The organism is Micromonospora sp. WMMA1998, assembly GCF_027497375.1.
GTDB lineage: Bacteria > Actinomycetota > Actinomycetes > Mycobacteriales > Micromonosporaceae > Micromonospora > Micromonospora sediminicola.
Genome location: NZ_CP114911.1, coordinates 2,093,911 through 2,112,552 on the forward strand (window position 1 = coordinate 2,093,911; position 18,642 = coordinate 2,112,552).

Here is an 18,642-nt window from a genome sequence, read left to right on the forward strand (position 1 = left end):
CGCACCCCTCCCCGCGCCGGCGCGCCGGTCACCGCACCCCGGCGGCGTCCATCCCGCGCAACTCCTTCTTCAGGTCGGAGACCTCGTCCCGGATCCGCGCGGCCAACTCGAACTGCAGCTCCCGCGCGGCCGCGAGCATCTGGTCGTTGAGCTCCTGGATGAGGTTGGCCAGGTCGGCCCGGGCCATGCCCTCGCGCGACGGGGTCGCCGCACCGCCCCGACCCCCACGGCTGCGCGTCTCCTTCACCGGCGCCTTGCCCCGGGACAACTGCCGGGCGGCCCCGCCGACCGTGGCGTTCTCGGTGTCCTCCGCCTCGCGGTAGATGTCGTCGAGGATGTCGTGGATCTTCTTGCGCAGCGGCTCCGGGCTGATCCCGTGGGCCTCGTTGTGCGCGATCTGCTTGGCCCGCCGGCGGTTGGTCTCGTCGATCGCGTTCGCCATCGACGGGGTGATCTTGTCGGCGTACATGTGGACCTGGCCGGAGACGTTACGGGCCGCGCGGCCGATCGTCTGGATCAGCGACCGGCCGCTGCGCAGGAACCCCTCCTTGTCGGCGTCGAGGATCGCCACCAGGGAGACCTCGGGCAGGTCGAGGCCCTCCCGGAGCAGGTTGATGCCGACCAGCACGTCGTAGTCGCCCTTGCGCAGCTCGCGCAGCAGCTCGACCCGGCGCAGCGTGTCGACCTCGGAGTGCAGGTAGCGCACCCGGATGCCGTTCTCCAGCAGGTAGTCGGAGAGGTCCTCGGCCATCTTCTTGGTCAGCGTGGTGACCAGCACCCGCTCGTCGCGCTCGGTGCGCAGCTTGATCTCGTGCATGAGGTCGTCGATCTGCCCCTTGGTGGGTTTCACCACCACCTCGGGGTCGATCAGGCCGGTGGGTCGGATCACCTGCTCGACGAACTCGCCCTGGGCCTGCTCCAGCTCCCACGGGCCGGGGGTGGCGGAGAGGAAGACCGACTGGCCCACCCGCTCCAGGTATTCGTCGAACCGCAGCGGCCGGTTGTCGGCGGCGCTGGGCAGCCGGAAGCCGTGGTCGATCAGCATCCGCTTGCGGGAGGCGTCGCCCTCGTACATCCCGCCGATCTGCGGGATGGTCACGTGCGACTCGTCGACCACGGTGAGGAAGTCGTCGGGGAAGTAGTCGAGCAGGCAGTGCGGCGGGCTGCCGGGCAGCCGGCCGTCCATGTGCATCGAGTAGTTCTCGATGCCGGAGCAGAAGCCGACCTGGCGCATCATCTCGATGTCGTAGGTGGTGCGCATGCGCAGCCGCTGCGCCTCCAGCAGCTTGCCCTGACGCTCCAGCTCGGCCAGCCGCTCGGCCAGCTCGGCCTCGATGTCGCGGATGGCCCGCTCCATCCGCTCCGGACCGGCCGCGTAGTGCGTCGCCGGGAAGATCACCAGGCTGTCCACCTCACGGACCACGTCACCGGTCAACGGGTTGAGGTAGTAGAGCTTCTCGATCTCGTCGCCGAACAGCTCGATCCGGACGGCCAGCTCCTCGTAGGCCGGGATGATCTCCAGCGTGTCGCCGCGGACCCGGAAGGTGCCGCGCTGGAAGGCCATGTCGTTGCGCGTGTACTGGATGTCGACCAGCCGGCGCAGCAGCTGGTCGCGGTCGAGCTCCTGGCCCACCTTGGCCCGCACCGCGCGGTCGAGGTATTCCTCCGGCGTGCCCAGGCCGTAGATCGCCGAAACGGTGGCGACGACGATGACGTCGCGCCGGGTGAGCAGCGACATGGTCGCCGAGTGCCGCAGCCGCTCGACCTCCTCGTTGATCGAGGAGTCCTTCTCGATGTAGGTGTCGGTCTGCGGGATGTAGGCCTCGGGCTGGTAGTAGTCGTAGTAGGAGACGAAGTATTCGACCGCGTTGTGCGGCAGCAGCTCGCCGAACTCCTTGGCGAGCTGGGCGGCGAGGGTCTTGTTCGGGGCGAGCACCAGGGTGGGCCGCTGCAGCCGCTCGACCAGCCACGCCGTGGTGGCGCTCTTGCCGGTGCCGGTCGCGCCGAGCAGCACCGTGTTGCGGTCGCCGCGGCGCACCCGACGCTCAAGGTCGTCGATGGCTGCCGGCTGGTCGCCGGCCGGCTGGAACTCGCTGACGACCTGGAAGCGGCCGTCGAGCCGGGGAATGTCGAGCGCCATGACACCAACCGTACGCCCGCGGTCCGACACTTCCCCCGACGACCACGGACCGTCCCTGATCGGCTTCGATATTCCCATTGTGTGGCTCATCTCACCGGTCTACCCTCGTACCGTAGGCCGCTCGCGGCGGCCGTCCGGGCCGGTGGCCGCCCCCTCCGGGGGCCCGGCCGCCCCCGGCGCCAGGGCCGCAGCACCCGGGACGACCGGCGTGCGCGCCCACGGTGGTCGCGCCGACGGCGCTGACCGGCCGCCGCGAGCGCCCCTGCTCGTCACCGAAACCCCACCGCCGCGTTCTCCACGTGTGGAGACCTCTCCCGAGCGCCGGCCGCGAGGCGATCACACCCCGGACACCGGCGCGCCCACCCCGGCCGCGGAACCGGGCCGGCCGCGCGCCGAGAGAGTCCCCCACCGGCCCACCGCGCGCGGCGGCGGCGACCAGGCCGTACCACGCGAGCCGGGCCGGGGGCACCGGCGCGGCCGGACCAACGCCCCGGCGCGACCGGCCACGGTCGCCGGTCGCCGTCGGCGGACCGACGCCGGTCGGTTGTCGGCCCGGTCCACCGGCCCCGGCGACGACCCGGAGACGGACGGCAGGGCCGACCCGCCCGATCCGCCGGGCCGGCGGCGCGTCGCGTTGGCCGCGCTCGTGGCGGCCGCCGCGGCCTCCGCGGCCGTCCTCGTCGCCGGCCTGCCGGGCGGCTCGCCGGACCCGGCCGACCGGCCCGGGGCGACGCGCGCGCTGAGCGCGGACGAGGCCGATCGGGTGGCCGCGCTCCGGGTCGGCAACCTGCGGGACGTCCGCGCCGGTGTGCGGGTCGCCGTCGGCGCCGGCCGCGACCGCGTCGAGCTGCTCGGCTGGGTCGACTGGGCCCGGCCGCTGGTCTACCTGGACGTCGGCGGTCCCGGGGCGGGCGCCGACCGCGGGCTGGCCCAGGCCACCGCGTCGACGCTGCTGGTCCGCCCCGACCCGACCACGCTGCCCACACCCGCGCGCCCGCCGCTGGTCCCGCCGGGCGACCGCTGGCGGCTCCGCGAGCCGCCCGCCGGACGGGGCGTGGCGGCCGTACGCGACCTCCTGCTCTCACTCGGCGCGGACCGGGTCGACCCGGCCGGACCGGACGGTCGCTGGCTGCGCCGGGAGACCCTCGGGGGCGTGCCGGTGGACGTGGTCCAGGCCCCGCTGGCCGGTGGCGCCACGCCGGCGGGCGGCCCGGCGCCGACGCTCTGGATCGACCCGGACGCCCGCCTGCACCGGCTGACCGGCCGGCTGCCCGACGGTGCCCCCGTCACCGTCGACCTGGTCCGCGTCGACCGCCCCACCCTGCGCCCGGTGGACGCGCTCGGCGGGCCGCCCGGGCAGCCCCGGGCGCTCACCGACGCCGAGGCCGACCGGCTGGCCCGGCTGCCCGCCCGGCTGCGTGCCGCCGGTGGCGCGGCGGTGACCGTGGCCGCCCCGCTCGGCCCGTCCGCCAACCTGGGTGGCGCCGGCACGCTGAGCTGGGCGGCGCCGTCGGCCTACCTGGCGGTGACCGACGAGGACACCGGCCGCCGGTCGCTGCGGTGGATCCGGCCGGGGCGGGTGGCACAGACACCCGGGTCCCCCGACGGTCCGGCCACGCCACCGACGCCGGTGCCGAGCGGGCTGCTGACGGCCACCGCCCGGCCGGCCGCCGACGACCTGGACCGGCTGGTCGACGCGGCGCTGCGGGCCGCCACCCGGGCACCCGCCGCGGCGGCGGTCCGGATCCGGGAGGACCGGCTGGCCGACCGCGTGGTGGACGTCGTCGAGGTCCCGGGCGGCCGGCGCTGGTGGCTCGACCGGGGCGGGCTGCCGCGCCGGGTGGAGCTGCGTACCGGCCGGGGCGTCTGGGTCCGGCTCGACCTCACCCCAGGGCCGAGACCGGGCACCGGCCCGACGGCCGCGCCGTCCGCACGCTGACCGGGCGGGACAGGCGCCGCCTCAGGGGCGCCAGCCGGTCTGCGCGGCCCACTCCTCGGCCCGCAGGTGCTCCTCGTCGAACCAGGGATCGCCGAGCGTGCCCTGCTCGGCCCCCGCCGGCGCGGTGGCCGCCAGATCCCGCTTGACCTGGAGGTAGTCGGCCCGCCGCCCGGGGTCGGCGCGGAGGTGGTCGCGCATCAGCAGCGCGTACCGCCAGCCGGCGGAGCCGGCCGGGCGCAGGTGCAGCAACACCGGACGACCGGGGTCCGCGCTGCCGTGCAGCCGCTTCGCCCAGTGCACCCGGTCGGTCCGGCGCGGCGCGTCCCACCACTGTCCCGGCAGGCGGGGGAAACCGGCCTCGGCCAGCCGATCGGCGAGCGGCCCGTCCGCCTCCGCCAGCGAGGGCACGGTCAGCTGGACGTCGATGACGTCGGGCGCGGCCAGCCCGGGCACGGCGGTGGAGCCGACGTGGTCGACCCGGACGTCGCCGCCGACCGCGTGCCGGATCCGGGCGGCCAGCCGGGCGTACTGCTCTGGCCAGGTCGGGTCGGGCCCGGTCGGCGCCGTCGGACCGGGCCGCACCGCGTGCCGCGTCCGGACGTTGCGCTCGTAGGGCAGCAGGCGCTCGTGCCAGAGGCGGTCCACCGCGTCGTGCAGCTCGGCCAGCGTGCCGTCGTTGGTGAGCAGCGCGTCCGCCACCGCCCGCCGGCGGGCGTCGTCGGCCTGCGCGGCGATCCGCCGCTCGGCCTCGGCCGGGTCCATTCCCCGGTCGCGCGACAACCGCGCCAACCGGGTCGCCACCGCCGTCTGCACCACCAGCACCAGGTGGTACGTGGGCGCCAGCCCCACCTCCACCAGCAGGGGCACGTCGTTGACCACCACCGCGTCGGCGGGAGCGCCGGCGACCAGCTCGGCGGTCCGCGCCCGTACCCGGGGGTGGGTGATCGCCTCCAGCCTGCGGCGGGCCACCTCGTCACCGAAGACCACGGCGCCGAGGGCGGCCCGGTCCAGCGCCCCGTCGGCGTCCAGGACCCGGTCGGAGAAGGCGGCGACCACCTCGGCCAACCCCTCGGTGCCCGGGGCGACGACCTCGCGGGCGATCCGGTCCGCGTCGACGACCACCGCGCCGAGCGCGGCCAACCGACGCGCCACCGCGCTCTTGCCGGATCCGATCCCGCCCGTCAACCCCACCCTCAGCACCCGGACAGTCAACCGGATGCCCGTCCGCGTGCCAACCGGACCCCGCCGGCGACGACCGGACCCGGTCGTCGCCGGAAACGGAGCGGACCCCGCCCCCGGCGCTCCGCTGGTGCGGAACGCGGGGACGGGGCCCGTTCGTCGGAGGCGACCTGCCGGCCCGCCCGGGGGTGGACCGACGTCAGCGACCGGTCACTTACCGCCGGCGAGCTTCTCCCGCAGCGCGGCGAGCGCCTCGTCGGTGGCCAGCGTGCCGGCCGGCTCCTCGGCCTGACGGCTCGGGGCCGACGAGGTCGAGGTGGTCGTGGCGCTGGCGGGCGGAGCCGGGTTGGCCGCGGCCTCGGCGTCGGCGGCGCGGGAGGTCTGCACCTGCTTGGTGTGGGCCTCCCAGCGCTGACGCGCCTCGGCGTACTGCTGCTCCCAGGTCTCGCGCTGCTTGTCGTAACCCTCGAGCCACTCACCCGTCTCCGGGTCGAAGCCCTCCGGGTAGATGTAGTTGCCCTCGTTGTCGTACGTGGCGGCCATGCCGTAGAGGGTCGGGTCGAAGTGCTCCTCGCCCTCGACGAAGCCCTCGTTGGCCTGCTTGAGCGACAGCGAGATCCGGCGGCGCTCCAGGTCGATGTCGATGACCTTGACCATGACCTCGGAGCCGACCTGCACGACCTGCTCGGGGATCTCCACGTGGCGCTCGGCCAGCTCGGAGATGTGGACCAGGCCCTCGATGCCGTCGTCCACCCGGACGAAGGCGCCGAACGGCACCAGCTTGGTGACCTTACCCGGCACGATCTGCTGGATCGCGTGGGTGCGGGCGAACTGACGCCACGGGTCCTCCTGGGTCGCCTTCAGCGACAGCGAGACCCGCTCGCGGTCCAGGTCGACGTCCAGGACCTCGACCTCGACCTCCTGGCCCACCTCGACGACCTCGGACGGGTGGTCGATGTGCTTCCAGGACAGCTCGGAGACGTGCACCAGGCCGTCCACGCCGCCCAGGTCGACGAACGCGCCGAAGTTGACGATCGAGGAGACGACGCCCTTGCGGACCTGCCCCTTCTGGAGCTTGTTGAGGAACTCGGTGCGCACCTCGGACTGCGTCTGCTCCAGCCAGGCACGGCGGGACAGGACCACGTTGTTGCGGTTCTTGTCCAGCTCGATGATCTTGGCCTCGAGCTCGCGGCCGACGTACGGCTGCAGGTCACGCACCCGCCGCATCTCGACCAGCGACGCGGGCAGGAAGCCGCGCAGGCCGATGTCGAGGATGAGACCACCCTTGACGACCTCGATGACCGAGCCGCGGACGACGCCGTCCTCGTCCTTGATCTTCTCGATCGTGCCCCAGGCCCGCTCGTACTGCGCCCGCTTCTTGGAGAGGATCAGCCGACCCTCCTTGTCCTCCTTCTGGAGGACGAGGGCCTCGATGTGGTCACCGACCGAGACGACCTCGGCGGGGTCCACGTCGTGCTTGATCGACAGCTCCCGAGAGGGGATGACGCCCTCGGTCTTGTAGCCGATGTCGAGCAGGACCTCGTCCCGATCGACCTTGACGACGGTGCCTTCGACAATGTCGCCGTCGTTGAAGTACTTGATGGTCTCGTCGATCGCGGCGAGGAAAGCCTCCTCGGAACCGAGATCGTCGTGCGTGACCTTGTTGGCGCTCGAGGGGGCCTCGATGCTGCTCGTCATGTGGGCGGTTGCTCCGGTCGGATGGGTTGTCACAGCGGGCATGGGTGTCGCGGTGACTCTTCCGCGCCAGCGGATCCGTCGCGGGGCACACCGAACGATCGACGCGAGAAGATCATTAGTGGCTCCGGTGACCGCGCACCTGCTCCCTGCCGAGGCACACGATCCGCGAGCGCATCGTCTAGCCTACCCGCTGCATTACCACAGCGTGCAAGCCCTCCCGGGTCCGTGCGGCCTCATCCGCTGCGAAAGCGGAGATTTCGCGCGGTAAGGTGCCACAGCTGTCTCGTCCGTCACACCTGCCCCATCCGCAAGACGCCGACCCCGCCCGGGTCCGGCGCCCCGGTCCGCCCTAGCGTGGACGGGTGGACGACGACAGGGTGACCCGCCGGCGGGTCGACGCCGCCGAGATCCGCCGCGCCAACCGGGGCTGGTGGGACACCGACGCCGACGCCTACCAGGCCGAGCACGGCGCGTTCCTCGGCGAGACGGACTTCGTCTGGTGCCCCGAGGGGCTGCGCGAGGCCGACGCGCGGCTGCTCGGCGACGTCGCCGGCCGGCGGATCCTCGAACTCGGCGCCGGCGCGGCCGCCGCCGCCCGCTGGCTGGCCGCGCGAGGCGCCCGACCGGTCGCGCTGGACCTCTCCGCCGGCATGTTGCGGCACGCCGCCGAGGCCGCCGACCGAACCGGGGTACGCGTGCCGCTGGTGCAGGCCGACGCGCTCGCGCTGCCGTTCGCCGACGCCGCCTTCGACACCGTCTGCACCGCGTTCGGGGCGATCCCGTTCGTGGACGACTCCGCGGCGGCGATGCGCGAGGTGGCCCGGGTGCTGAGCCCGGGCGGCCGGTGGGTCTTCTCGGTCACCCACCCGATGCGCTGGATCTTCCTCGACGACCCGGGCGAGGGCGGGCTGACCGCCGTGCACTCGTACTTCGACCGGTCCCCGTACGTGGAGCAGGACGAGCGCGGCGTGGCCACGTACGTGGAGCAGCACCGCACCCTCGGCGACCGGATCCGGGAGCTGGTCGGCGCCGGCTTCCGCCTGCTGGACCTGGTGGAACCGGAGTGGCCGGCCGGGCACGAGGGGATCTGGGGCCAGTGGAGCCCGCTGCGCGGTCGGCTCTTCCCCGGCACCGCGATCTTCGTCGCCGAGAAGCCGGCGGACTGAGCGCGTCGCACGGCCGGTGCGACCGCGGCGCCGGCACCCGGCGCTACGTTCGCCGCATGAGCGCCGAGCCCGACCCGACACCACCTGGCCCCTGGTGTCCGGACCCGATGCGGCAGCAGCGTGCGGACTACACGCTGGACGACCTGCTCACCCTGCCGGACGACGCCCCCCGCGTCGAACTCGTCGACGGCGTCCTCCGGTTGACACCCTCCCCCCACCCTGGGCCACCAAACCATCGCCAGCCTGCTCTGGCTCTGGCTCCGGTCCCACGCACCGACGCATGTCGAGGCCTCCCTGGCTGTTGGCGTTGGGCTCAGCCCCAACACCAGCCGGCAACCGGACGTCCTGCTCCATCACGCCGGGCTGCCGAGCGACCGGTCGCTGCTGCGAGCGGCGGACGTCGTGCTGGCCGTCGAGATCGTCTCCCCCGGCACCCGGCGGGTCGACCGGTTTGCCAAGCCGGGCGAGTACGCCGCCGCCGGCATCCCGTTCTACTGGCGGATCGAGCAGGATCCGGTGCACCTCTACGCCTACCGCCTCGGTGACCGGATCGGCCCGGGCGGCGAGCGGCAGTACGAGCTGGTGGACGACGGCAGCGAGGTGATCGAGCTGACCGAGCCCTTCGCGATCAAGCTGCCGATCGCGGAGATCCGGCCCTGACCGTGCCGTTAGCCGCTGGTGCCGGCGGGTAACCGGCCGGCATGGCCGAGATGGAGTTCCGCGCCGGCGACCACGTCTCCTGGGCCAGCCACAGCGGCCGGGCGTACGGGGTCGTCAAGGAGAAGCTGACCGAGCGCACCCACGTCCGCGGGCACCCGGTGGACGCCTCACCGGAGCAGCCGCAGTACCGGATCACCAACGACGACTCGGGCCGCGACGTCGCCCACCGCCCGGAGGTGCTGCGCCATGAGTCGCGCTGAGGATCCGCAGCAGACCTACCGGGAGTTCACCGACGCGGTGAACATGAAGCCCGCCGAGCTGACCCGCTGGCTGGAGAGCGACGAGTCCAAGCACGTCGGCTGGCACAAGAAGGGCACCAAGGGCGGCGAGTCCGTCGGGCACGACTCCGGCCGCAGGATCGTCGACCTGCTGCGCCGCAAGCGCGCCGACCTGACCGCCGCCGACTACAAGCACATGCGCAAGGTGATCGGGTACGTCCACCGGCACCTCGCCCAGCGGCCCTCCGGCGACGTCCGGGACACCCGCTGGCGCTGGTCGCTGATGAACTGGGGGCACGACCCGCTCAAGGGCTGAGCCCGCCTGGTCGCTCGCGGCGCAACCGCAGGATGTGCCCGCTGCTCGTGGTGCACGGGGCGGTCAACGCGATACCCGTCCTGCTGCGGCTCTGACTTGACCCTGCCGCAGGCGGCAGGGTCGGACGATGCCGGCATGGAACGCCACACGCCACGCGTCGCCGTGATCACCGGTGCGGGCACCGGCATCGGCCGGGCCACCGCACAGGCCTTCGCCACCTCCGGGTACGCCGTCGTAGCCGTCGGCCGGCGCGCCGCGCCGCTGTCCGAGACCGCCGCCGGCCGGCCGGACATCACCGCGCTGACCGCCGACCTCACCGACCCCGACGGCCCGGACCGGATCGTCAGCGCCGCGCTCGACCGGTACGGCCGGCTGGACGTCGTGGTCAACAACGCCGGGGTGGCCGGCGGCGGGCCGCTGGCGGAGCTGGACGAGGACGCCGCCCGGCGGCAACTGGAGACGAACCTGCTGGCCCCGATCCGGCTGGCGCACGCCGCCGTCGAGGCGCTCGCCGCGACGCGCGGCGTGCTCGTCAACGTCACCACGTCGGTCGGCCTGCGCGCCTGGCCGAGCAGTTCGGTGTACGCGGCCGGCAAGGCCGCGCTGGACTCGCTGACCCGTAGCTGGGCGGTGGAACTCGCACCACGTGGCGTCCGGGTGGTGGCGGTCGCGCCCGGCGCGATCGACACCCCGATCGGGGTGCACAGTGGCCTGTCCCCCGAGCGGCGCGCGGCGGTGCGGGACTGGCAGCTCGCCCACACACCGGCGGGCCGGATCGGCCGCCCGGAGGACGTAGCCTGGGCGATCCGGCGGTTGTGCGAGCCGGAGGCGGGCTTCGTCACGGGTGTGGTGCTGCCGGTGGACGGGGGCGCGGTGGTCGCGTGAGAGGACGGTGGCGGCGGTGCGGATCGGCGCGGTGGCGAAAGCGACGGGATGCACCCCGCGTGCCCTGCGGCACTACGAGGAACACGGGCTCATCGCCTCGGTCCGGGCGGCGAACGGCTACCGCGAGTACGACGACGCGGTGATCACCCGGGTCCGCAACATCCGTCACCTGCTCGACGCCGGGCTGACGCTGGACGACGTGCGGGTCTTCCTGCCCTGCCTGGACGGGGACGTGGCGTCGGCGCCGCCGTCTCCGGCCGGGTTGCGGGTCGGGCAGGAACGCCTGGCCGTGCTGGAAGCCCGGATCGCCGCCCAGGTGGCCGTCCGGGACCGCCTCGCCGCCGCCCTGCGCGCCGCCTCCCCACCCCTTGCGCCGTCCCCGTCCTCTCGACAGTGATCAAGGAGTTCGTGTCGGGCGCCGGCTCGTGCGGCGACGCGAACTCCTTGATCACTACCAGGTTCGGCCGGGCCTGGTGGGGGTGGGTGGGGTGGTCAGTGGTCGGCGCTGTTCCAGTCGCGGCCGTCGCCGACCGACACCTCCATCGGGACCGAGAGCGGGTGCGCCTGGCCCATCTCCCGGCGCACCAGCGCCTCCAGCGCCTCGCGCTCCCCCGGCGCCACCTCGAAGACCAACTCGTCGTGCACCTGCAGCAGCATCCGGGACCGCAGCCCGGCCTCGCGCAGCGCGGCGTCGACGCGCAGCATGGCGACCTTGATGATGTCGGCGGCCGAGCCCTGGATCGGGGCGTTGAGCGCCATCCGCTCGGCCATCTCCCGGCGCTGCCGGTTGTCGCTGACCAGGTCGGGCAGGTAGCGGCGGCGACCCAGGATGGTGGAGGTGTAGCCGTCCTGCCGGGCCCGGGCCACCACCTCCTGGAGGTAGTCGCGGACCCCGCCGAACCCGGCGAAGTAGTTCTCCATCAGCCCGCGCGCCTCCTCGGCGGTGATGCCGAGCTGCTGGGACAGGCCGAACGCGCTCAGCCCGTAGGCCAGGCCGTAGTTCATCGCCTTGATCTTGCGCCGCTGGTCGGCGGTGACCTGGTCGACCTCGACGGTGAAGACCGACGAGGCGGTCGCCGCGTGGAAGTCGTGCCCGGAGTTGAACGCCTCGATCAGCGCGTCGTCCGAGGACAGGTGCGCCATGATCCGCATCTCGATCTGGCTGTAGTCGGCGGTCAGCAGGGACTCGTAGCCCTCGCCGACCACGAAGGCACGGCGGATCCGCCGGCCCTCCTCGGTGCGGATGGGGATGTTCTGCAGGTTCGGCTCGGTCGAGGACAGCCGCCCGGTCGCCGCCACGGTCTGGTTGAACGTGGTGTGGATCCGGCCGTCGTCGGAGACCGACTTGAGCAGCCCGTCGACCGTCGACTTGAGCTTGGCGACGTCGCGGTGCCGCAGCAGGTGGTGCAGCAGCGGGTGCTCGGTCTGCGCGTAGAGCCACTGCAGCGCGTCGGCGTCGGTGGTGTAGCCGGTCTTGATCCGCTTGGTCTTGGGCAGGCCCAGCTCGGTGAAGAGGATCTCCTGCAGCTGCTTCGGCGAGCCGAGGTTGAACTCCCGGCCGACCACCTCGTAGGCGGCCTGGGCGGCGGCCTTCACCTCGGCGGCGAAGTGCGCCTCCAGCTCGGAGAGGTAGTCGGTGTCGGCGGCGATGCCGGTGCGCTCCATGGTGGCGAGGACCCGCATCAGCGGCAGCTCCACGCCGGCCATCAGCCGGGCGGACTGCTCGCCGTCGCGGGACAGCTCGGCGTCGATCGCGTCGGCCAGGTCGAGGGTGGCCCGGGCCTGGAGCATCAGGTTCTGCTCGGCCGCGCCGTCGTCGCCGAACCCGTCGAGCGTGAACTGGCCGGTCTCCGGGGCGTCGACGCGCAGCTCGCGATGCAGGTAGCGCAGGGCCAGGTCGGTGAGGTCGTAGGACCGCTGGTCGGGGCGGGCCAGGTAGGCGGCGATCTGCGTGTCGCGGGCGATGCCCTGCAGGTCCCAGCCGTGCGCGGCGAACGCCAGCACCGCCGGCTTGCTGTCGTGCAGCACCTTCGGGCGCGTCGCGTCGGCGAGCCAGCCGGCCAGGGCGCCCTCGTCGTCGGCGCCCAGGCCGCTCGGGTCGAACCACGCCGCGGCGCCGCCGGCGGTGGCCAGCGCCATCCCGGTCACGGTGGCGGTGTGCCGGCGGTTGGGACCGGTGTCGAGGGTGACCGCCAGACCGACGGGCGCGCCCGCGCCGGCATGCGTGTCCAGCCAGCCCGCGACCGCGCCCGGCTCGGTGAGCACCTCGCCGGCCAGTTCGAAGCCGGCCTCCGCCTCCGGCTCGACCGCCTCCAGGTATTGGTAGAGCCGGTCGCGCAGGATGCGGAACTGGAGCGTGTCGAAGACCTGGTGCACGGCCTCCCGGTCCCAGCCCTGCCAGCGGGCGTCCTCCGGACGCACCGGCAGCTCCAGGTCGGAGACCAGGCAGTTGATCTCGTAGTTGCGGATCACGTCGGACAGGCGCTCGCGCAGGCTGTCGCCGGCCTTGCCCTTGATCTCGTCGGCCCGGGCCACCACGCCCTCGACACCGCCGTAGAGGTTGATCCACTTGGCCGCGGTCTTCGGCCCGACGCCGGGGACGCCGGGCAGGTTGTCACTGGTCTCGCCGACCAACGCGGCCAGGTCGCGGTAGCGGTCCGGCGTGACGCCGTACTTCGCCTCGACCGCGGCCGGGTCCATCCGGGCCAGGTCGGAGACGCCCTTGCGCGGGTAGAGCACGGTGACCCGGTCGCCGACGAGCTGGAACGCGTCCCGGTCGCCGGTGGTGATCAGCACGTCCATGCCCTGGTCGCGGGCCTGGCAGGCGAGCGTGGCGATCACGTCGTCGGCCTCGAAGCCCTCCTTCTCGACCACCGGCACGCGCAGCGCCGCGAGCACCTCCTTGACCAGGCTGACCTGGCCCTTGAAGTCGGTCGGGGTCTCGCTGCGGCCGGCCTTGTACTCCGCGTAGCGGTCGGTGCGGAAGGACCGGCGGGAGACGTCGAAGGCGACCACGATGTGCGTCGGCTGCTCGTCGCGGAGCACGTTGATCAGCATGGAGGTGAAGCCGTAGACGGCATTGGTCGGCTGCCCCGTCGTGGTGGAAAAGTTTTCCACCGGCAGTGCGAAGAAGGCCCGGTATGCCAGGGAGTGTCCGTCGACGAGGAGCAGGCGCGGCGTCGTAGCTGTCACGGCAGCGACTCTAGTCCGTGGCCCCGACAACCCGTGGCCGGCGGCACCGGGAACACGACGGCCGGTCGCCCCCCGCGGGGACGACCGGCCGTCGACCGGTACGACCTCAGGCCACGCCGAGGTACGCGTCCTTGACCGCCTGGTCGTGCAGGAGATCCTGGCCGGTGCCCTCCTTGACGATCCGGCCGGTCTCCAGCACGTAGGCCCGGTGGGCGCGGGAGAGCGCCTGCTGGGCGTTCTGCTCGACCAGCAGGATGGTGGTGCCCTGCTCGTTGATCCGGGTGATGATCTCGAAGATCTGCTGGATCAGCATCGGCGCGAGACCCATCGAGGGCTCGTCGAGCAGCAGCAGCTTCGGGCGGGCCATCAGCGCCCGGCCCACCGCCAGCATCTGCTGCTCGCCACCGGAGAGGGTGCCGCCGGCCTGCTTGCGTCGCTCGTGCAGCCGGGGGAAGAGGTCCATGACCATCTTCAGGTCCTCGGCGATGCCGGCCCGGTCCCGGCGGGTGTACGCGCCCATCTCCAGGTTCTCGATGACCGTCATGCCGGGGAAGACGCCCCGACCCTCCGGCGCCTGCCCGATGCCCCGGACCACCCGCAGGTCGGCCCGCATCCGGGTGACGTCGGTGCCGTTGAAGACGATCGAGCCCTCGGCCACCGGGCGCAGCCCGGAGATGGCCCGCATGGTGGTGGTCTTGCCGGCGCCGTTCGCACCGATCAGGGCCACCACCTCACCCTCGTCGACGTGCAGGCTGATCCCGTGCAGGGCCTGGATCCGCCCGTACAGCAGCGTCAGGTCGTTGATCTCAAGCAGCATCGGTCGGCACCCCCAGGTACGCCGCGATCACCTTCGGGTCCTCGCGGACCGCGGCCGGCAGGCCCTCGGCGATCTTCTTGCCGAACTCCAGCACCACGATCCGGTCGGTCACGCCCATGACGAGTCGCATGTCGTGCTCGATCAGCAGCACCGTGGTGCCATTGTCGCGGATCTTCCGGATCAACCCGAGCAGTTCCTCCTTCTCCGCCGGGGTGAAGCCGGCTGCCGGCTCGTCCAGGCAGAGCAGTTTCGGGTCGGTCGCCAGGGCCCGCGCGATCTCCAGCCGGCGCTGCTCGCCGTACGAGAGGTTGCGCGCCAGGTCGCCGGCGCGGCGCTCGATACCGACGAAGCGCAGCAGCTCGTGGGCCCTGTCCCGGCCCTCCCGCTCCTCCCGCCAGTGTCGGGGCAGCCGCAGCATCGCGGAGATCACGCTGGTCTTGTGGTGGGCGTCCGCGCCCACCATCACGTTCTCCAGCGCGGTCATCTCCGGGAACAGCCGGATGTTCTGGAACGTCCGGGCGATGCCCGCCTTGGTGATCCAGCTCCGGCGCTTGCCGTTGATCCGCTGCCCGGCGAACCGGATCTCGCCCTCGGTGGGCCGGTAGACGCCGGTCATCGCGTTGAAGCAGGTCGTCTTGCCGGCGCCGTTCGGGCCGATCAGGCCGAGGATCTCCCCCTTGTAGAGGGTGAACGCGACGTCGTTGAGCGCCACCACGCCGCCGAAGCGGAGCGTGACGTGGTCGACCTCCAGCAGCGGCTCCCGGCCGGCCGGGGCGGTGTCGCCCGGGTTGGTCTCGACCGGGGTGTCCGACCCGGACTCGGGCGGGGTGCCGACCGTGCTCCGGCCGTCGTCGGCGATGTCCCGCTCGCTGGTCTGATCCCGCTCGCTGTGCATCTGCGGCTCACTCATTGGGCACCGTCTCCTGGGGAACCGCTTCCTTGCGTCGGTCGGCGAGCTCGGCCGCCCGCCGCCGGTTGGGCACCAGACCCTGCGGCCGGAAGATCATCATGACGATGACCACGATGCCGAACACCAGGATGCGGTACTCGGCCGCGTCGAACTCCAGGCCGAGGAGGTCACCGACGCCGCGCAGCCACTCCGGCAGGTACCAGGTGACCGCGCCGCCGACAATGGCGCCCTTGATGTTGCCGGCGCCGCCGAGGATCACCGCGGCGAGCACCAGGATGGAACTCTCCAGCACGAACTGGTCCGAGTTGATGAACGTCTGCTTGCCGGCGAAGACCGCGCCGGTCAGGCCGGCCACCGCCGCGCCGATGGCGAACGCCCACAGCTTGTACTTGAACGTGGGCACGCCCATCACCTCGGCGGCGTCCTCGTCCTCGCGGATCGCCACCCAGGCCCGGCCCACCCGGCTGTTGGCCAGGTTCCGGATCAGCACCAGCACGACCAGGATCAGCGTCAGCATGAGCCAGTAGTACGGCCGGGAGTCGACCACCCCGAACAGCGCCTTGCCGTCGCTGCCGTTGCCCGGCGGGTGCGGGATCGCCGGGATGCCCCGCTGGCCCTGGAGGAGGCCGTCCTGGCGGGCAGCGTACAGCCGGATCATCTCGGCGAAGCCGAGCGTCACGATGGCCAGGTAGTCACCGCGCAGGCGCAGTGTCGGGCCGCCGAGGATCACGCCGGAGACCATCGCCACCATGACCGCCAGCGGCACCGCCGCCAGCCACGGCCAGTTCGTGCCGAACCGGCTCTCCGGCGAGGTGAGCAACGCGACCGTGTACGCGCCGAGCGCGTAGAAGCCGAAGTAGCCCAGGTCGAGCAGGCCGGCGAACCCGACCACCACGTTGAGGCCCACGGCCAGCAGCACGAACACGGCGGTGTCGAAGAGCACCCCGGCGAAGTCCGAGCGGGTGGTGTAGAGGGCGAAGTACTCGCTGCCGATCGGGAAGCCGAGGTATTCGTAGAACCACTTGTTGGGCAGGATGTAGAGCAGCACGATCAGCGCGGCGATCGCCGCCCAGCGCACCTGCTTGGGCATCGCGGCCCAGCGGGTCCTGATGCCCGCGGTCCGCTTCTTGTCCACGGTGGCGGTCATGCGCGCGCCCTCCCCAGAGATTCGCCGAGCAGACCGGTCGGCCGGAACATCAGCAGCACGATCAGCAGCACGAAGCCGGTGAAGTCCTTCCAGTCGCCGCCGAACAGGCCGGCGGCGTAGTTCTCCGCCACGCCGAGCAGCAGGCCGCCGAGCAGCGCACCGCGCAGGTTGCCGATGCCGCCGAGCACCGCGGCCGCGAACGCCTTGAGCCCGATCAGGAAGCCGACGTTGAACTTGGTGTAGCTGAACCGCAGGTCCCACAGCAGCGCGCCCACGCCGGCCATCAGGCCGCCGAGCACGAAGACCAGCAGGATGACCCGGTTCTTGTTGACGCCCATCAGGGCGGCGGTGTCCGCGTCCTGGGCCACCGCGCGGATGCCGCGGCCCAGCCGGCTGCGGTTCACGAACTGGTCCAGCGCCACCATCATGACCAGCGTGACGCCGAGGATCACCAACTGGAGGTTGGTCACGGCGGCGCCGAAGATGGTGAAGACCGGCTCCTGCGGAATCATCGTCGCCATGCCGAACGGCGCGCGGCTGGTGCCGATGCCGAACGACTCGGCGATCACGAACGAGGCGCCGATCGCGGTGATGAGGAAGGCCAGCGGCGGTGCGTTGCGCTTGCGCAGCGGCCGGTAGGCCACCAGCTCGACGGTGACCGCGGTGGCGGCCGCGGCGACCATCGCCACCGCGAGACCGGCGACGACCGCCAGGATCAGCGGGCCGAGCGCCGGGGCGGCCGAGTTCTGGTCGTAGCCGAGGGCCTGCCAGGTCCACAGGGCGGCGAAGGTACCGACCATGAAGACCTCGGAGTGAGCAAAGTTGATCAAGCGGAGAACGCCGTACACCAGGGTGTAGCCGAGGGCGATGAGCGCGTAGATCGCGCCCTGCTCCAGGCCGGTGATGGTCAGCGCCGGGAAGTTCCCGAAGAGCTCATCGAAGTTCAAATGGGGGCTCCAACTGTGCGGCCAAGCGTTGCGGCCGGGAGAAACTCACTCCCGGCCGCACGCCTGGTGTCCCGTGACAGGACCGGATGAACCGGTCAGCTCTTGGGGATCTCGATGTCGGGGACGACCTTGCCCGCGTTCACCTTGAACGCCCACACGATGACCTGCGCCGGGTCCAGCTCACCGGTGGACTCGAACTTGTAGGTCACGCCGGTGGCGTCACCGGCCTTGTTGTAGGACTTGATGAAGCTCAGCAGGTCGGCGCGGGTGCCCTTGCCGTCCTTGATGCCCGCCAGCATGATCTTGGTGATGTCGTACGACACGTCGGCGTAGGTGCCCGGCTCGGCGTTGTCGAACGCGGCCTTGTAGTCGGTCACGAACGAGCCCTTGGCCGCGGTGGCCGGGGCGCACGGGCAGGTCAGGATCGTGCCCTCGGCGACCTGCTCGCCGGCGACCTTGATGAAGTTGGCGTCGTTGACACCGTCACCGGCGACCATCGTGCCCTTCCAGCCCGCGCCCTTGAGCTGCTTGAGCAGCAGGCCGGCCTCGGTGTAGTAGCCACCGAAGAAGAGGACGTTCGCGCCGCTGCTCTGGATCTTGGTGACCACGGCGGAGAAGTTGGTCTGCTTGACCTGGATCTTGTCCTCGCCGGCCGGGGTGCCGATGACCTTCTTGACCTCGTCCACCAGACCCGCGCCGTACGCGGACTGGTCGTCGACCACGTAGACCTTGTCGGCCTTGAGGACGTTCTTGATGTAACGGCCGGCGGCCGGACCCTGCGAGGTGTCGTTGCCGACGCCCCGGTGGAAGATCTTCCAGCCCTTGGTGCTCAGGCTCGGCCGGGTGGCCGACGGCGTGATGATCGGCAGACCGGCCTCGTCGAAGATCGGGTCGGCCACCTCCGACTCACCCGAGAACGCCGGACCGACCACGCCGACGACCTTGCTGTCGCCGGCCGCCTTCTGGGCCAGGGCCGGAGCCTTGGCCGGGTCACCCTGGGAGTCGTACTCCTCCAGGTTGACCTTGCAGTCCGCGTTGTCCTTGTTGTACTGGTCGATGGCCAGCTTGGTGCCGTTGCGCATGTGGATACCGAGACCCGCGGCGTCGCCGGTCAGCGGGCCGAAGAAGCCGATCTTCAGGTCGCAGGCGGCCTTGCTGCCCCCCGCTTCGCTACCACTGTCAGCCTTGCAGGCCGCGCCACTGAAAACGAGCGCGCCGATGGCCACACCACCGAGCACCCGTGCGAGCTTCTGCCTCACGGCTCGTACCCTCCTCCGTCCGAAGGCCCGGAAACCACCCAGCGCGAATTGGACCTTGCGAGGGTTGGCCGGACCGACCGCGATCCCGGTCTGGGCCGGGACGTTATCC

At 72.2% G+C, this 18,642-nt stretch carries 15 protein-coding genes and 1 pseudogene; 7 read left to right on the forward strand and 9 right to left on the reverse strand.

What is annotated here, in order from left to right; translation table 11 throughout:
* Positions 1-28: 28 nt before the first annotated feature.
* A complete protein-coding gene (uvrB, locus tag O7600_RS09060; protein WP_091573370.1) occupies positions 29-2,140 on the reverse strand; it encodes an excinuclease ABC subunit UvrB in 2,112 nt (703 codons plus the stop codon).
* Between the two features lie 544 nt (positions 2,141-2,684).
* Between uvrB and O7600_RS09065 the strand changes: the two genes are divergently transcribed.
* Entirely contained in the window at positions 2,685-4,079 is a 1,395-nt protein-coding gene (locus O7600_RS09065) for a hypothetical protein (RefSeq protein ID WP_281593205.1), read from the forward strand.
* 21 nt (positions 4,080-4,100) lie between these two features.
* Here O7600_RS09065 and coaE read toward each other — a convergent pair whose 3' ends face one another.
* A complete protein-coding gene (coaE, locus tag O7600_RS09070) occupies positions 4,101-5,279 on the reverse strand; it encodes a dephospho-CoA kinase (protein ID WP_281593206.1) in 1,179 nt (392 codons plus the stop codon).
* 189 nt (positions 5,280-5,468) lie between these two features.
* Positions 5,469-6,998 (reverse strand): 30S ribosomal protein S1, encoded by a 1,530-nt coding sequence (gene rpsA / locus O7600_RS09075; protein ID WP_281593207.1) that lies wholly within the window; start codon positions 6,996-6,998, stop codon positions 5,469-5,471.
* Positions 6,999-7,318: 320 nt separating this feature from the next.
* Here rpsA and O7600_RS09080 point away from each other — a divergent pair, with 320 nt between their 5' ends.
* The 6 genes and pseudogenes from O7600_RS09080 (at position 7,319) to O7600_RS09105 (ending at position 10,658) form a co-directional block, all read left to right on the forward strand.
* Complete coding sequence (locus O7600_RS09080) at positions 7,319-8,122, forward strand: class I SAM-dependent methyltransferase (RefSeq protein WP_281593208.1); 804 nt, start codon at positions 7,319-7,321, stop codon at positions 8,120-8,122.
* 243 nt (positions 8,123-8,365) lie between these two features.
* Positions 8,366-8,782, forward strand: coding sequence for a Uma2 family endonuclease (locus O7600_RS09085; protein ID WP_281594106.1), 417 nt, complete (start codon positions 8,366-8,368; stop codon positions 8,780-8,782).
* A 41-nt stretch (positions 8,783-8,823) separates the two neighbouring features.
* Complete coding sequence (locus tag O7600_RS09090) at positions 8,824-9,042, forward strand: DUF2945 domain-containing protein (RefSeq protein ID WP_281593209.1); 219 nt, start codon at positions 8,824-8,826, stop codon at positions 9,040-9,042.
* A pseudogene (locus tag O7600_RS09095) lies at positions 9,029-9,373 on the forward strand (DUF3140 domain-containing protein); the annotation flags it as partial. The gene O7600_RS09090 and the pseudogene O7600_RS09095, both read left to right, overlap by 14 nt.
* A 138-nt stretch (positions 9,374-9,511) precedes the next feature.
* On the forward strand, positions 9,512-10,261 hold the full coding sequence (locus O7600_RS09100; RefSeq protein ID WP_281593210.1) for an SDR family oxidoreductase: 750 nt from the start codon (positions 9,512-9,514) through the stop codon (positions 10,259-10,261).
* A gap of 31 nt (positions 10,262-10,292) precedes the next feature.
* Positions 10,293-10,658 (forward strand): MerR family transcriptional regulator, encoded by a 366-nt coding sequence (locus O7600_RS09105; protein ID WP_281593211.1) that lies wholly within the window; start codon positions 10,293-10,295, stop codon positions 10,656-10,658.
* Positions 10,659-10,753: 95 nt separating this feature from the next.
* On the opposite strand, the gene polA is transcribed toward O7600_RS09105, so the two are convergent.
* From polA to O7600_RS09135, 6 genes are all read right to left on the reverse strand, one after another.
* A complete protein-coding gene (gene polA, locus O7600_RS09110; protein ID WP_281593212.1) occupies positions 10,754-13,453 on the reverse strand; it encodes a DNA polymerase I in 2,700 nt (899 codons plus the stop codon).
* A gap of 106 nt (positions 13,454-13,559) precedes the next feature.
* Complete coding sequence (locus tag O7600_RS09115) at positions 13,560-14,270, reverse strand: ABC transporter ATP-binding protein (protein ID WP_281593213.1); 711 nt, start codon at positions 14,268-14,270, stop codon at positions 13,560-13,562.
* Entirely contained in the window at positions 14,260-15,180 is a 921-nt protein-coding gene (locus tag O7600_RS09120) for an ABC transporter ATP-binding protein (RefSeq protein WP_281593214.1), read from the reverse strand. Before O7600_RS09120 ends, O7600_RS09115 begins: the two co-directional genes overlap by 11 nt.
* Positions 15,173-16,327 (reverse strand): branched-chain amino acid ABC transporter permease, encoded by a 1,155-nt coding sequence (locus O7600_RS09125; RefSeq protein WP_281593215.1) that lies wholly within the window; start codon positions 16,325-16,327, stop codon positions 15,173-15,175. The genes O7600_RS09120 and O7600_RS09125 overlap by 8 nt, the downstream gene beginning before the upstream one ends.
* Positions 16,324-17,274, reverse strand: a complete 951-nt coding sequence (locus O7600_RS09130; RefSeq protein ID WP_281593216.1) for a branched-chain amino acid ABC transporter permease — start codon at positions 17,272-17,274, stop codon at positions 16,324-16,326. The genes O7600_RS09125 and O7600_RS09130 overlap by 4 nt, the downstream gene beginning before the upstream one ends.
* Before the next feature lie 95 nt (positions 17,275-17,369).
* A complete protein-coding gene (locus tag O7600_RS09135; RefSeq protein WP_281593217.1) occupies positions 17,370-18,533 on the reverse strand; it encodes a branched-chain amino acid ABC transporter substrate-binding protein in 1,164 nt (387 codons plus the stop codon).
* Positions 18,534-18,642: the final 109 nt, after the last annotated feature.

Bases quoted from the DNA above. Each gene is read 5' to 3' on its own strand.
- uvrB (WP_091573370.1), bottom strand. From the start codon at position 2,140: ATGGCGCTCGACATTCCCCGGCTCGACGGCCGCTTCCAGGTCGTCAGC.
- rpsA (WP_281593207.1), bottom strand. From the start codon at position 6,998: ATGCCCGCTGTGACAACCCATCCGACCGGAGCAACCGCCCACATGACG.
- O7600_RS09090 (WP_281593209.1), top strand. From the start codon at position 8,824: ATGGCCGAGATGGAGTTCCGCGCCGGCGACCACGTCTCCTGGGCCAGC.
- O7600_RS09100 (WP_281593210.1), top strand. From the start codon at position 9,512: ATGGAACGCCACACGCCACGCGTCGCCGTGATCACCGGTGCGGGCACC.
- O7600_RS09115 (WP_281593213.1), bottom strand. From the start codon at position 14,270: ATGCTGCTTGAGATCAACGACCTGACGCTGCTGTACGGGCGGATCCAG.
- O7600_RS09120 (WP_281593214.1), bottom strand. From the start codon at position 15,180: ATGAGTGAGCCGCAGATGCACAGCGAGCGGGATCAGACCAGCGAGCGG.
- O7600_RS09125 (WP_281593215.1), bottom strand. From the start codon at position 16,327: ATGACCGCCACCGTGGACAAGAAGCGGACCGCGGGCATCAGGACCCGC.